The following is a 14,891-nucleotide window of genomic DNA, read 5'->3' as shown; positions in this document are numbered from 1 at the left end:
TATTTATTATCTATGTTTGTTGCACTTACTTTTTCAACGCCCTGAATAATATTTTTGCCAATTTGGTATTTTGGACTTTATCGGTGAAAAACGTAATCCAATCTATCCAAAGTTTTTTTTATGTGCTAATCACTTTTACACTAGAATTTCCTCCTCAGTTTCCGTGGTTCATATCTCTACGCACGAAAAAATGCCGAATCCTTGGCCTGAAATTGCTTTTTTGTTACAAAAAAAGTTTGGCAAAGTCACTTTTGATAGTTGGCTGTCGGATATTTTTTTTGTTGAGTTTGTGGCTGGAAGGCTTGTTCTTGCTGCCCCCACACGTTTTGTACGGGATTGGTTTGTGACAAATTGTGAACGTGATGCGCTTGCCTGTGCCAAAGAGGTTGATTCCCGCATTCTTTTGCTTGACGTAATCGTACGCTCTGCTCAATCCCAACTATCTGCATCACCACCTGATGCAGATAGCAAAACCAATACTGCACGTGCCAAAGATAGTCCTTCAGCAGGCGAGGATGAGTGGAAAAGTGTTGAAAATATTTTCACAACATCAGCACTGGATGCCCGTTTTACATTTGAGAACTTTGTAGTGGGAAAACCGAATGAACTTGCCTATGCTGCTGCACGGCGTGTGGCTGAAGCTGAAACAGTTCCCTTTAATCCTTTGTTTTTATATGGAGGGGTTGGCCTTGGTAAGACACATTTAATGCATGCGATTGCGTGGCAACTGCGTTCATCACACCCCGATCGCAAGGTTATTTATATGTCTGCTGAAAAATTTATGTATCAATTTATTCGTGCGTTACGGTTTAAAGATACTGTCGCCTTCAAAGAACAATTTCGGTCTGTGGATATTCTTATGATTGATGATGTCCAATTTATCAGTGGTAAGGACTCTACTCAGGAAGAGTTTTTTCATACCTTCAATGCGTTGGTCGATCAAAACAGACAAGTGGTTATTTCTGCCGATAAATCACCCTCAGACCTGGAGGGGATGGAAGAACGTCTGAAGTCTCGCCTGGGATGGGGGCTGGTTGCTGATGTGCACCCAACGACATATGAGCTGCGCCTTGGGATTCTCCAGGCAAAGGCCGAGAAATTGACTGTAACTGTTCCAGATAGTGTTATTGAGTTTCTAGCGCATAAAATTTCCTCAAACGTACGGGAGCTCGAAGGTGCTTTGACCCGTATAGTGGCACACGCAACGTTGGTTGGCCGTGCCTTGAATATGGATATGGCGCAAGATGTTCTAAGAGACTTATTGCGAGCCAATGAACGTTTGGTAACTGCAGAGGAAGTCCAAAAAAAGGTTGCTGAGCACTTTAATGTACGGGTCTCTGATATGCACTCTTCGCGTCGATTGCGTACGGTTGTGCGTCCACGCCAAGTAGCTATGTATTTGACAAAAAACCTTACTCCTCTTTCGCTCCCTGAGATTGGTCGAAAGTTTGGAGGGCGTGATCATACAACAGTTTTACATGCTGTCAAAAAGGTCGAGGAGTTGATAAGTAAAGATCCCAGCCTTAAAGAAGACATTGACCTATTAAAACGCTTGTTGAGTAGCTAAGCGCTGATTTTTGTGCTAGATTGACCTCAATAGGTGTGATTGGGTTGGATTAGGTCTCCATGAAGTTTGAAATACGTCGCGAAAATTTCCTTAAAGCGCTTACACACGGCCAAAATGTGGTTGAAAAACGAACGACTGTTCCAATTTTAGCCAATACTTTGTTGCACGCTGAAAATGGCAAGCTCATCATAACGTTTACCGACCTTGAGTTGTCATTAATTGAGGCAATTGATGCATCGGTTACACAAGTCGGGGCGACCACTGTCCCCGCGCATCGTTTATTTGAAATTGTACGCAAATTAATACCCGGTTCAGACATTGCGTGTGAGCTCATTCCAGATACACAACAGTTGAAGCTTGTTTCGGGGGCATGTGAGTTTAATATTTCATGTTTACCGGCTGATGATTTCCCCACAGTTCAGCGCACTTCTTTGCATCATAATTTCTCAATGCCTGCCAAAGATCTTTTTACCGTATTGGATCAGGTGCGTTTTGCTATGTCTAATGAAGAAGCGCGTTACTACCTGAATGGGGTTTTGTTACACCCAAAAGGTGCGCAAGAAATGCGCGCTGTTGCGACAGATGGCCACCGCCTTGCCCGCGCAAGCTTTTATGTGAGTACGAATGTTGAAAAATTGCCACCTGTTATTATTTCGCGCAAGTGTGTGAATGAGCTGGCTAAACTTATTGGTGAAAGCGAAGGCGCGATTGATCTTAGTATATCTGATACCCAAATTGCTTTTACCCTAGGAAATGCCTATCTGACCTCTCGCTTAATTGATGGCACATTCCCAGACTATGAGGCGGTTATTCCTAAGGTTAATGATAAGCTTTTAGAACTTGATGCAAAGCAGCTATCAGAGTCCGTTGATCGTGTGGCAACCATGGCTTCTGATAAGGAATACGGTGTGCGCATGAACTTAAGTGAGGGAGCGTTGCTTCTTTCGGCTGTGAGCTCAGAGTCAGGCCGCGCCCACGAGAAAATTTCTGTTCTGTATTCGGGGGAAGGACTTGAAATTGGTTTTAATGCACGATATCTGCTTGATATTTTTCACAAATCTTCCAGTGGTCGTGTCGAGATTGCCCTTTCAGATGCGTCTTCGCCTGTGTTAATACGTGATCCTGGGAATTCGGCTGCAATTTTTGTTGTTATGCCAATGCGGGTATAATGGAAAAGATGGCGATGCTCCAAGAAAATGTGGCGCATGTTCTTCCTGAGGGTCAATATCCGTTATCAGATCACTCTTCATCTCAATATCTCTCTCAGGCAATTACGGAGTTGAAACTGTTAAACTTTCGTTCCTACGATACGCTGTCAATTCGTATACCGGGCGCAAGTGCTGTGTTGGTGGGACCAAATGGTAGCGGCAAAACAAATATTTTAGAAGCGATTTCCTGGTTATCCCCCGGGCGAGGTTTACGACGATCAACGCTCATGGATCCCTATGCTCAAAATAAAAGCACTTCAGGATCTCTTGAAGGGTGGGGGGTGCATGCCACAGTTTTGAGCAAGGGGATAGTCACAAAGTTGGGATCTGGAATTTCTCATCGTCAAAGTGCTTGTGGCACAGGCGTTTTCCGTCGAATGGCAAGCGTTGATGGTTCCTATGTGCGCTCTATTTCTCAGCTTAACGAATATCTTACGGTGCAGTGGGTTACGCCACATATGGATCGTATCTTGGGAGAAGGACTGACTGATCGCCGCCAATTTCTGGATCGCATGATTTATGTTTTTGATACACATCATGCCACGCGCCTTGCTCAGTATGACGCTGCGCTTCGGGAGAGAATGAAGCTTTTGCGATTGGGGCGTACCGACGATCTTTGGCTTACGAGCCTTGAGGAAAAAATTGCCACACTTTCCTTATCATTGGGTGTTGCGCGCATAGAGTTTGTCGCACGTATTCATGAGATGAATTGCTGGCAAATGTCCTCTTTTCCCCGGGCAATCTTGTTTGTTGAGGGTGAGATTGAAGATATGCTTGATGCTGGTCACTCTGCGACGTTTATTGAGGAACATTTGCGTGGCTTGCTGCGGCGTGCGCGTGATCTTGATGCACGCACGGGAGTGAGCCATCATGGAGCCCATCGCAGTAACTTACGTGTCATTCATGCAGAAAAAAACATACCTGCCACTCAATGCTCTACCGGAGAACAAAAAGCAATGCTACTATCCATTGTCATTGCGAATACGCGCGTTTTGCTGGCTCAGAATAAACCGGTGCCTGTTCTTCTTTTTGATGAAGTCATTGCACACCTTGATGCAACTCGCAGAGCGGAGCTTTTTGCTGAAATTGATCGGTTGGGCGTTCAGGTGTGGATGACAGGAACAGACATATCTGTTTTCGAACATGCAAAGTGTATTGCTCATTTTATAACAACAGGCGCAACAAACTAGATATAAAGGCACAGAAATGTCAGACACTGAAAACAATATCACTAATAAACCAGACAATGCAGAATATGGAGCACACTCCATCAAAGTTCTGAAGGGACTTGATGCGGTTCGTAAGCGTCCAGGCATGTACATTGGTGATACAGATGATGGGTCGGGGCTTCACCATATGGTCTATGAGGTTTTGGATAATGCTGTTGATGAAGCCCTTGCAGGCCATTGTTCAAAAATCTTGGTTGTTTTACATGCAGATGAGTCTGTCAGTATCAGCGATGATGGTCGTGGAATTCCTGTGGAAATTCATCACGAAGAAGGGATATCTGCCGCAGAAGTCATTATGACACAGCTGCACGCAGGGGGTAAGTTTGATCAGAATTCCTATAAAGTTTCAGGCGGGTTGCACGGTGTCGGTGTGTCGGTGGTGAATGCGTTGTCCGAATCGTTGAAGCTAACCGTTTGGCGCAATGGCAAAGAGCATTTTATGGAGTTTCGTCACGGAGAAAGTCTCGCCCCTCTTCGTGTGATAGGTGATGCTGAGGGAAAAACAGGTACCCGCATTCATTTCTTGCCATCGAAGGAGACCTTTACACAAACTATTTTTGATCGTGCAACGCTCGAACGACGCTTTCGAGAGTTAGCCTTTTTGAACTCTGGTGTTCACTTAAATTTTCGCGATGAGCGAGAACAAGAACCGTACGATTTGACGTTACACTACGAAGGAGGAATTTCAGAGTATGTTCGTTATCTTGATCGTAAAAAAAATGTTATTCATAACGAAGTGATATCCATTTCAGGTGAAAAAGATGGCATTGTTGTTGAAACAGCCATGGAGTGGAACGATTCCTATCATGAAGTTATGCATTGTTTTACCAATAATATTCCCCAGCGGGATGGTGGAACGCATTTGATTGGCTTGCGCGCTGCTTTGACACGTATGCTTAATAACTATGCCACAAAAACAGGATTAATGAAGCGAGAGAAAGTAAGCTTGACTGGTGAGGATATGCGAGAAGGCCTGACCTGCGTGCTTTCTGTAAAAGTACCCGATCCTAAATTTTCTTCACAAACAAAAGACAAACTTGTTTCTTCTGAGGTCCGCCCTGTGGTTGAAACATATGTGGCAGAGCGTCTCGAGCAGTGGCTTGAAGAAAATCCCGGCGAAGCAAAAAAAGTTATTATGAAAATTGTCGAGGCTGCAACAGCCCGTGAGGCAGCCCGTAAGGCACGTGACCTTACCCGCCGCAAGACAGCGCTTGATATTTCATCGCTTCCAGGAAAATTGGCAGACTGTCAGGAAAAGAACCCTGCATTTAGTGAACTCCTTCTTGTGGAGGGTGTCAGTGCGGGCGGATCTGCCAAATCAGCCCGTAGTCGCAAGTCTCAGGCTGTATTGCCGCTGCGTGGAAAAATTCTTAACGTTGAGCGTGCGCGATTTGATCGAATGTTAGGTTCCCAAGAAATTGGGACCCTAATTATGGCATTGGGAACAAGTATTGGCCCTGAGGGTTTCAATATTGAAAAGCTTCGCTATCACCGTATTATTATTATGACGGATGCGGACGTAGACGGAAGTCACATTCGGACGTTGCTGCTGACATTTTTCTTTCGTCAAATGCGTGAAATTATCGAGCGAGGGTATTTGTATGTTGCGCAACCACCTTTGTTTGGCGCTATTCGTGGAAGCTCTGTTATGTATTTGAAAGATCAAGATGCTCTTGATACATATCTGGTGACATCCGGTACAAATGACGCCACTTTGAATTTAGCTGAAGGCACACAAATTGCTGGCCCTGATCTTGAAAATCTTGGGCATATTTGTGCAAAAATTCGCAACATTCTTGATCCCTTTATTCGCAAAGTCGGGTCACAATTTATTGCCGATCAGGTGGCTCTTGCGGGAACATACAGTGATGGAAGATTTCACGACGAGGCAACAATGAGGGCACTGGAAGATAGACTTCACAGATTTTCTTCAAGCGTTGAGAAGCCAAAGTGGACAGTTGCTAAAGATGGTGCAGCACTTAAATTGCGTCGGATCGTGCGTGGTGTCCCGGAGCAGTTTTTGTTGGATCCTCATATTCTGCGGGCAGCTGATGCGACTCAACTGAAAACTCTTTTAGGTACCTATGGTGAGTTATTTACAGCCATTAGTCATTTCCACGTGAAAGATAAATTTCAAGAAGTTACAGGTCCTTGTTCTTTAAATGAGATTATCACTCAGCAAGGTCAAAAAGGTGTCTATATCCAACGGTACAAAGGGTTGGGCGAAATGGATGCTGAACAACTTTGGAGCACAACACTTGATCCAGATGCGCGTACATTGCTCCAAGTAAAAATTAATCACTTTGATGAAGCTGAGGAAGTCTTCTCAACACTTATGGGTGATGTTGTTGAACCTCGTCGTGAGTTTATTCAAGAAAATGCTCTGAAAGCTAATCTTGATGCGTAAATACTGTAACTCACTTATATGTATCGCTGCTGTTTTATTTTCTGCAAGCTTCGGGTATTGGGGACGCTCTTATATTCCTTGGGAAGTTAAAGATGCCATACTAAGAAGTCCATTTTATGAGTTTTATACCACGCATTTTCGAGATATAAAAAATATTGATGACGATCATGTCCTTTCGTACCTTGATAATGGGATGAAAATAGTTGTAAACAAGCATGATCGATGTGTGTGTTACGCAATTAGGGCTCTTGGTTATTGGGACAAGACCGAAACAAATGTTATTAAAGCCCTTGTAAAGCAAGGGGACACAGTTGTTGAGGTGGGAGCTAACTTTGGTGTTCATACGCTGCGTTTTTCTGAGTTAGTTGGTAGTTCTGGCAAGGTGTACTCCTTTGAGGCAAATCCGAGGGTTGCGAAATATTTACGTCAATCATTGGATATTAATAACATTCAAAACGTTGATCTGCGCAATGCTGGTATTGGCGATCGAGATTATGATGCACAAATGATTTATGAGAGCTCGAATATTGGAGCTGGCTATATTTTGTCTTCAGAAGAGGCATTTAAAACATGTAAAGTTAAGGAATGCCAACCAGTACGTATGACTACACTGGATAAAGAACTGGTTGATCTAACGGTTGATTTTTTGAAAATTGATATTGAGGGTTATGAGCCCTACCTTTTTAAGGGCGCTCAGAAAATTATCGCATCCAATAAAAACCTTACTATTCTTATGGAGTGGGATCTTGGACACATGAAACGCGGTGGTGGAGATGTCAATGTTCTTGTTTCATACCTGAAAAATCAAGATTTTAAAGCATGGATTCTTGTTCGTGGTATTGGCATGAAGAAGATAAATCTTGAGGACCTTCGACATGTCCCCGCCTGTGATGTGGTGTTGTCACGCAAAGATCTAAGAGATTTTTCACTATAATAGTGATAATGTGCCATCGTCATGAGTAAGAAAGTGAATAACCCTCTGTTTGTTAAGCGTCGAATAATTCTGTTGATTTGTTTTTGTGTCGCGTTTGTTTTTGTGTTGCGCTCTGTGATAATACAATCTTCCCAAAAACGTTGCGTCTGGGGGACATCAGCAGAGGAACTTGCATCGAATAAGCGTTATATACAGGTAGCAATGGATGGAGATCTACACCTTGTTGTTGATCGGAATGATCAGAATCTTTGCCGTGAAGTGAACCTGGCACACTCCCTGCTTCGTGCGGTGCAACAAACAACAGGCCGCTTGATGAAAAAAGGGGACCATGTTGTTGAAGTCGGTGCCGGATATGGCGTGCATACACTGCGATTTTCGCGCATAGTTGGTGACAAGGGGCATGTTATCGCCTTTGAAGTAAATGCCAAAACTGTAAAACATTTGCAGAATTCCTTGGTGCGTAATAATATTTACAATGTGACGGTGAATGCGCAAAGACTTTCTGATTCTTTGGTTAAGCCCATGCAGGATTGTGATGGTCATGCCTCCCAATGCACCGACAAGCAAATCAACGATGTGCGTGAACCCGTGCCTATAAAGCAAAAAAGAGCAAAAAATTTTTGTTCTTCAGAGTGGACACAGACGTTAGATGGTTTTCTCTCTCAGGCGCAGGTTGATTTCTTATGGATTGATGTCGTAGACTATGTTCCTTTGATCGTAAAGGGTGCTGCGCAAACTTTGGCGAATAATCCTAATATTACGATTTTTCTGCATTGGAGACCCAAAAACACACCCCGCCACCAACAAAAGATCGACGAGCTTCTTGCCTTTTTCGAATATGAGAAGTTCAATGTTTGGAGGGTTGATCCTACGCATGGCCTTCAGAGATCTACACTTGAAACCTTATTTGATACTGACGCAGCTTACATCGTATTATCCCGAAAGGAGAAACTATAAGGGTATTTCCCTCCTGTGCAATCACAATAAAAGTTTAACAGGTTTCGTACAAAGCCCGTGCTGTATCACACATACGATTAGCAAAACCCCACTCATTATCATACCATGAGAGTACACGAATAAAGTTATCTCCAACCACGTGCGTTTGCTCAAGATCAACAATTGAACTTAGGGGATTATGATTGAAGTCGCAAGATACGAGTGGTTCTGTGCATACACCAAGTACCTCCTTGAGGTAACCAGTTGAGGCTGAACGCATAAGTGTATTAATTTCATCCACTGATGTGGAGCGATTCATTACAGCGGTTAAGTCAACCATTGAAACATTAGCCGTTGGCACACGCACAGCTGTCCCATCAATTTTTCCTTTAAGATGAGGCAAAACAAGACCAACGGCTCGTGCAGCACCCGTTGAGGCAGGAATAATGGCAGTGGCCGCAGCTCGTGCGCGGCGTAAGTCTTGATGTAGTGTATCAACCAAGCGTTGATCACCTGTGTAGGCGTGGACAGTGGTCATAAACCCTTTTTGAATACCAATATTTTCATCAAGAACATGCGCAATCGGGGCAAGGCAGTTTGTTGTACAGGATGCATTCGAGATGACAACATGACTGCGATTAAGGCCTTTGTGGTTTATACCATATACAACCGTATAGTCTGCGTCAGTACAAGGCGCAGATACTAAAACACGTGCGGCACCAGCATCAATATGAGCAACAGCCTTATCGCGTGTAGTAAATCGTCCTGAACACTCAAAGACAATATCAATCTTCAAATCACCCCAGGGTAGTTTTTCTGGGTTTGGTTCTGCGTATACCCGAACAAGACCACTTCCTGCATCAAATCCCAAGTCTGTGATCGTAATTTCACGATTAAGGGGCCCATGAACCGAGTCATACTTCAGCATGTGGGTGTTACTATACGTAGTGCCAAGATCATTTATGGCTATTATATCGATATCTTTGCGACCTTGCTCGAGGATAGCCCGCATCACTAAGCGACCAATGCGACCAAACCCATTGATCGCCACACGTATTGTACTCATGCCTATCCCTCTTTAGTTTGCGGTTATTACGGCTCCATCATCGCGGGATGATTTCTGATTTTTTCAGTGATTGTAGGGACTGTCAATCCTACCTGTGCATAAATGTCTGCAAGTGGTGCTGATGCACCAAAAGAGGGAACCCCACACACAATACCATCTCTGCCGATTATATCATACCAGTCTGTCGCACGTGCGGCCTCAATAACAACGCACAGACTGTCTTGCGGAATAATCTGTGTTCGCTTTGCTGGTGTGAGGGCTTCTAAATCTGCTTTATTGGGAACAGAAATAACAGTGGAACCAATACAGTCAGTGCGTAGTTTCTCTTGAACAGCCAAGGCAAGAGATACCTCTGATCCTGTGGCTAAGAGCGTAACACACGGTGGGAGATCTTGGCTATGAAAGACAGACATGCTTTCATAGAGCTGTGCACATGTGCGATCCAACTGAGGGAGAGGCTGACGACTGAGAATAAGGGCGGTTGGTCCCTTATAAGCAAGCGCTGAAACCCACGCATTTTTTGTTTCATGTAAATCTGCTGGGCGAAAAACTTGCAGATTGGGGATTGCACGAAGAGATGCCAGATGCTCGACTGGCTGATGTGTGGGGCCATCTTCACCCAACCCAATTGAATCATGGGTAAAAACGTATATTACACGTATCTTCATGAGGGCACTAAGACGCAGGGCAGGACGCAGGTAGTCAGAAAAAACCAAAAAAGTCCCACCATAAGGCACAAAGTCTGATGATAGAGAAAGCCCATTCATGATTGCAGCCATAGCATGTTCGCGAATACCAAAATTAATATAGGTACCATTAAGGGTTGTGGACGTAATATCCAACATACTCCCTGTTTTTGTGTTGTTTGAGGCAGTTAAATCCGCGGAGCCTCCAATCAGGTGTGGAAGATGGGGAGCCAGTTTCTCAAGAACATCTTGTGAGGTTTGGCGTGTTGCGCGTGGTAATGTTGTGTCAAGATCACGAAGGCATGCATTGAGACAATCGATTGTGAGCGATTCTTGAACCCGAACACGATAGTTCTGAAGGGTTACCTCATGAGAATCACACCATTTTTTATGCATATCCGCGTAGCGTAATCCGGCCTCTTCCCAAAGAGTTCTTATAGCAGGATGGATATGAAAAGGTTTCTTTGAAACACCTAACCTTTTGCGCAGTTCAGTCAGTTCATCCTTACCAAGAGGAGAGCCATGAATTTTATGCGAACCTTCTTTGGTAGGAGAGCACTTTCCAATAGATGTTCGCGCAGCTATGAGCGTTGGACGCGTATGCGTGCGTGCTCGGGTAAGTGCCTCATCAATGGCCTGAAGATCATGCCCATCAATTGATAAGACGTCCCATCCGTAGGCCTTGTAACGGGCGCAGGTGTTTTCGGAGGTTGAAAGAGCGGTGCTACCATCGATTGTAATATGGTTATCATCAAAAATAACAACGAGGTTATTAAGAATCAAATGTCCCGCTAAGGAAGCTGCTTCGTGGTTTATTCCTTCCATTAAACAGCCGTCACCAGCAAACACGTACGTGTGGTAATTAATCGTGTCATTTCCTAAGCGCGCTGCAAGAATTTTGGCAGATAATGCCACACCCACCGCATTAGCAAAACCCTGCCCGAGAGGCCCCGTTGTGGTTTCTATACCTGCTTGTGGATGATACTCTGGATGCCCTGCGGTGAGACTCCCCAGTTGACGGAAGCGTTGGATCTCTTCCATGGAGATTTCTTTGTATCCAAGCAGATGAAGAGTGCTGTAGAGCAGAGCACTTCCGTGTCCATTGGAAACAATAAGACGATCGCGATTGGGCCACAGGGGGTCTTGGGGATAAAACTGCAGATGTTTTGTCATCAAAACGGTCATGATATCAGCCATTCCTAGTGGCATACCTGGGTGACCAGAATTGGCTTGCTCCACCATGTCAGCGCTGAGTTGGCGTAAGGCATTTGCCATGGCGGGGTGCGCTTTGTGGGGATAGTCATAGGTGTGTGACTGTGTCATTCGGGATACCTCTTAAATGCGTCTAGTACACCCTGCAAAATAAAAGCAGCTGCTGCTTGATCAACACACTTTGCACGTTTCGATCGGGAGAGATCAGCCACAATCATAGTGCGTTCTACGGCAATGGAAGATAGACGTTCATCATGAAGAATAACAGGAATATCTCGCAGTTCCAGAATATTCTTTACGAATTGGCGTGTGGACTGACAACGAGAGCCCTCTGTGCCATCCATATTCAAGGGAAGACCAATGACCCATCCTGACACGTTCATTTGATCGTGAATGGCAAAAAGTGCTTCTAGATCAACCCGTAACCGCGTACGGTGCAAGACAGTATGGGGGGTAGCCATACTGCGGAGTGTATCACTCAACGCAACTCCAATTCGCTTGGTGCCGTAGTCTATACCCATAAGGCGTTGGTTGGGGCGACAAATATTTTTGAGGTGGGAAATATCACTGAGCATGGGCTTGAAGAGATCCTGAGAAAGATTCCGCTTTGGAAAGCGTTTCACTAAGTGTACTTTTTCTTGCTGTTGGTTCAACAACCCCAAGGGCAGGTTGATAGAGCTTATCCCATGTAATAGAAGGTGGACGGAACTCGATCCCTTTTCGCACCCACGGATAGTGTCCATGGATAAAAGCCTCAGCATCATCACGGGCATTCTTTGAGGATATTCCGCATTCTGTTTGTGAAAAATAGAAACGAATATCGCCAAGGTAAATTAGGTCTCCAGGATTCACTTCGAATTCTGCCCATGTTGCTTGGTTTTTTTTGATATTCCAGCCGTCATCATTAGATGTTTGAAACCTTGTTCCTGCAACGGTAGAGGAAAACCAATCCAGAAGATAGCGTCCTGGGGGTATCTGGAAAACATCATAGTTGGCTTCTTTAGGAAAGTTTAATGTCTCGCCAATTTGAGATAATCCAGGGATATATTTTTGGAACCCTCCTCGAGCCAAAGGATCAAACGTAAAAGCTATTTTACTTGTTGTTTGGTATTCGGGATCAAATTTTGCCCACACTGTTTTTACGTGAGAGGCTCGTTTGTGATAGATGGTATATGTGCGTAGGACAATAATCGCGTGTGTATCGGGGGCGTAGTTTTCCTGAGTGACGCGTGGAACAGGGTATGCATGCGAGGCACATCCTGTAAGGATGAGCGCCCATACAATGTTCATGGCCACACAAAACCATGAAAAAGGTGATCTGAAGAATTGCCTCATACACATAAACTGTCATATATGTATACCAGTATACGCATGTTTGTCACCGTTGGCAAAGTCGTGTACATTCTGCTGTGGAGTAAAATTATAATGATACACTTTATTAGGGAAAGCTACCAATTGAGCAAAGCCATATTCTGGCTTAAAGCCCGCACATACATGATTACCTTTTTTGTAATGTGTGGAGTATTGCTGACTCTTCACTTTACTGCATACCAGGGAGGAGATGTGCTTCAGCAAAAGACGTACATGGGTATGATCCTCACACAGCGCACGATGAACCCTTTGTTTTCTTGGCTTACGTCAAGTTTACCGGGGATTGAAGGTGTGTTTTTGTATCGTGCGCTGGTGTTGCGCAATCCTTGGAAGCGCCATCAAGTTATCCGTAGCTTTTTGTATTCACTGTTTTTTTCACTGGTTCTTGCCAGTGGTCTAAGTTTCCTTTCTCTAATGATTTTGCATTTGACGAGGCCATTTGTTGCTTTTGTACCTTTTATTGCTCACGCAGCTGTAATTTTTATAACGCTATGGATGTGGTTATATTTCTTTGTCGCGTATGTACTGATTGCTTCAAACTATGGATTGCGTCTTCGTGAAAGCTTTCGTGTGATCAACGCACTTCACCTTCATATGCTGGCATATGTGATTCTTGTGTCCTTGGGGTCTGGGTTGGTCAGTTTTATTTTGATTGATGGTGTACACCAGTTGTTGAGAGAATTTTTTGATATCCTTGGCACACCTGTGTTTGCGGGAGCCTTTTTTTTCATAGAATATATCGTGCGTGTGTCATTGACTTGTGTATTCATGGTGGGGGGGTATCGGTGTTTACTCAATTATGCAGAAACAAAGAAACTATGATAGCATGTATTTCCTGTTAGCAACTTTTCTGTTGAGAGTATAAGGAAAAAATAAGCGAGGCTATTAATGAAGCAGATTCTTACACATGCTAAAATTCGGGAAAATTTAGCGGCTGCCTATCGCATTTGTGCGATGCTTGGTTTAGATGATCATACGTACACGCATCTTTCCGCTCGTCTTCCAGGAGAAGACAGCTATTTTATTTTTCCCTTTGGGCAATTGTACGAAGAGGTGACGGCGGGTTCCCTCATGCGCGTGGGGATAAATGGGGATATTCACGAAGGAGAGGAGTGTACCTACAACCAAACGGGGTATGCGGCTCATGGGGCTGTTTATCGAGCCCGTCCAGAAGTCAATGCAATTTTTCACACCCACACTCTTGCAGGTATAGCGGTTGGATGTCACCCGGATGGGCTGCTCCCGATTTCACAATGGGCGCTGCACTTTTATAATAAAATTGCCTATCTTCCGTATGGTTCTTTAATTGTTGATACATATGAACAGGGGGATGCGGTAGCGGATATGTTGGCGGATAAAAATGTCATGCTTATGCGTAATCATGGCGTTTTAACTCTTGGTCAAACCATTCATGAAGCGTTGTTTTATACATATCACCTTGAGCTAGCCTGTAAAACGCAGGTCGCGACACTCTCTAGTGTAAAAACTCCTGTTGTTCCTAGTCCTGAGGTATGCGCACGGAGTGTTTCTGATCTTTTGTCTTTTGAGACGGATATTGGTCATCGCGATTGGGTTTCATGGCTTCGAAAACTGGATCGTTTGGGGTCTTCTTATAAGTCAATGCAACCATTACTGTAAGGTCATCAGGATGTATAGCTATAGCATACCTACGACAAAAAAGGTCTTGAGGGAAAAGCTGCGCACACAGCTTACAAACCAGGGAAAAAATATTCATCCACACGTAGGCGTCTTGTTTGACAGCCTCAATAGGCTCCTAGATACGTTGGCAGTCAATGCTCTTGGTGGATACTTTCCTCTTCGCGGAGAGCCAGATCTTTCTGTGCTTTTAGATGCGTGGATACAAAAAGGCGTTCGATGCCTGTATCCCCGTATTCAAGGGAAAAAAATGTCTTATGCGTGGATAACACCAGGCACATATACTCTTAAAGATTCCTACAATTGCCTTGTGGGGGAGAATCTTGCACCGGAAGTTCCTGATGCCATTATTGTTCCCTTCTTAGGTTACACACGTACAGGGTATCGGCTTGGAAGAGGTGGTGGATTTATTGACCGGTACCTTGTGGCTAATCCCCATGTGATAGCCATTGGCGTAGGATACGCATCCCAAGAAATATCAATGACTGTGGAACCTCACGACAAACGCTTAGCATACGTTGTGACAGATCAGGAAACTTTGTCTTTTTATCCCCATTAGTGGCCTGACAAAGAGTGGGGCAGCGTTTTGGCCTGAAAAGAGTGATAGTGTGTGTCAAAC

The 14,891-nt window shown here is 44.3% G+C and carries 13 protein-coding genes; 9 read left to right on the top strand and 4 right to left on the bottom strand.

The annotated features are described in order from the left end of the window. Positions 1 to 190 precede the first annotated feature (190 nt). From dnaA to H6849_04795, 6 genes are read left to right on the top strand one after another with little or no spacing between them, the layout of a single operon-like run. A complete protein-coding gene (gene dnaA, locus H6849_04820) occupies positions 191 to 1,567 on the top strand; it encodes a chromosomal replication initiator protein DnaA (GenBank protein ID USO01379.1) in 1,377 nt (458 codons plus the stop codon). Between the two features lie 59 nt (positions 1,568 to 1,626). Further along, entirely contained in the window at positions 1,627 to 2,736 is a 1,110-nt protein-coding gene (locus H6849_04815) for a DNA polymerase III subunit beta (protein USO01378.1), read from the top strand. 8 nt (positions 2,737 to 2,744) lie between these two features. Continuing rightward, complete coding sequence (gene recF, locus H6849_04810) at positions 2,745 to 3,965, top strand: DNA replication/repair protein RecF (protein ID USO01377.1); 1,221 nt, start codon at positions 2,745 to 2,747, stop codon at positions 3,963 to 3,965. 16 nt (positions 3,966 to 3,981) lie between these two features. Next, entirely contained in the window at positions 3,982 to 6,411 is a 2,430-nt protein-coding gene (gene gyrB / locus H6849_04805) for a DNA topoisomerase (ATP-hydrolyzing) subunit B (protein USO01376.1), read from the top strand. Next, entirely contained in the window at positions 6,404 to 7,345 is a 942-nt protein-coding gene (locus H6849_04800; GenBank protein USO01375.1) for an FkbM family methyltransferase, read from the top strand. Before gyrB ends, H6849_04800 begins: the two co-directional genes overlap by 8 nt. 21 nt (positions 7,346 to 7,366) lie before the next feature. Then, complete coding sequence (locus H6849_04795) at positions 7,367 to 8,302, top strand: hypothetical protein (GenBank protein USO01374.1); 936 nt, start codon at positions 7,367 to 7,369, stop codon at positions 8,300 to 8,302. 34 nt (positions 8,303 to 8,336) lie between these two features. On the opposite strand, the gene gap is transcribed toward H6849_04795, so the two are convergent. Genes gap through H6849_04775 form a run of 4 tightly spaced genes read right to left on the bottom strand, consistent with a single transcriptional unit; the run spans position 8,337 to position 12,535 of the window. Then, positions 8,337 to 9,347 (bottom strand): type I glyceraldehyde-3-phosphate dehydrogenase, encoded by a 1,011-nt coding sequence (gene gap, locus H6849_04790; protein ID USO01373.1) that lies wholly within the window; start codon positions 9,345 to 9,347, stop codon positions 8,337 to 8,339. A 26-nt stretch (positions 9,348 to 9,373) separates the two neighbouring features. After that, positions 9,374 to 11,308 carry a transketolase gene (gene tkt / locus H6849_04785; GenBank protein USO01932.1) on the bottom strand — a complete coding sequence of 645 codons (1,935 nt, stop codon included), beginning with the start codon at positions 11,306 to 11,308 and terminating at the stop codon, positions 9,374 to 9,376. 44 nt (positions 11,309 to 11,352) lie between these two features. Continuing rightward, the gene (gene ruvX / locus H6849_04780; GenBank protein ID USO01372.1) at positions 11,353 to 11,820 is read right to left on the bottom strand and encodes a Holliday junction resolvase RuvX; all 468 of its coding nucleotides are present in this window, start codon (positions 11,818 to 11,820) and stop codon (positions 11,353 to 11,355) included. Further along, positions 11,810 to 12,535, bottom strand: a complete 726-nt coding sequence (locus H6849_04775; GenBank protein USO01371.1) for a hypothetical protein — start codon at positions 12,533 to 12,535, stop codon at positions 11,810 to 11,812. Before H6849_04775 ends, ruvX begins: the two co-directional genes overlap by 11 nt. A gap of 135 nt (positions 12,536 to 12,670) precedes the next feature. Here H6849_04775 and H6849_04770 point away from each other — a divergent pair, with 135 nt between their 5' ends. The 3 genes from H6849_04770 (at position 12,671) to H6849_04760 (ending at position 14,831) form a co-directional block, all read left to right on the top strand. Then, the gene (locus H6849_04770) at positions 12,671 to 13,438 is read left to right on the top strand and encodes a hypothetical protein (protein USO01370.1); all 768 of its coding nucleotides are present in this window, start codon (positions 12,671 to 12,673) and stop codon (positions 13,436 to 13,438) included. A gap of 66 nt (positions 13,439 to 13,504) precedes the next feature. Next, entirely contained in the window at positions 13,505 to 14,254 is a 750-nt protein-coding gene (locus H6849_04765) for a class II aldolase/adducin family protein (GenBank protein USO01369.1), read from the top strand. A 10-nt stretch (positions 14,255 to 14,264) separates the two neighbouring features. Continuing rightward, positions 14,265 to 14,831, top strand: coding sequence for a 5-formyltetrahydrofolate cyclo-ligase (locus H6849_04760; protein ID USO01368.1), 567 nt, complete (start codon positions 14,265 to 14,267; stop codon positions 14,829 to 14,831). Positions 14,832 to 14,891: the final 60 nt, after the last annotated feature.

Source organism: Alphaproteobacteria bacterium, from assembly GCA_023898725.1.
Taxonomy (GTDB): Bacteria; Pseudomonadota; Alphaproteobacteria; order JAUHZC01; family JAUHZC01.
Note: the sequence above shows the minus strand (reverse complement) of the source record. Positions and strands in the feature narration are given on the sequence as shown.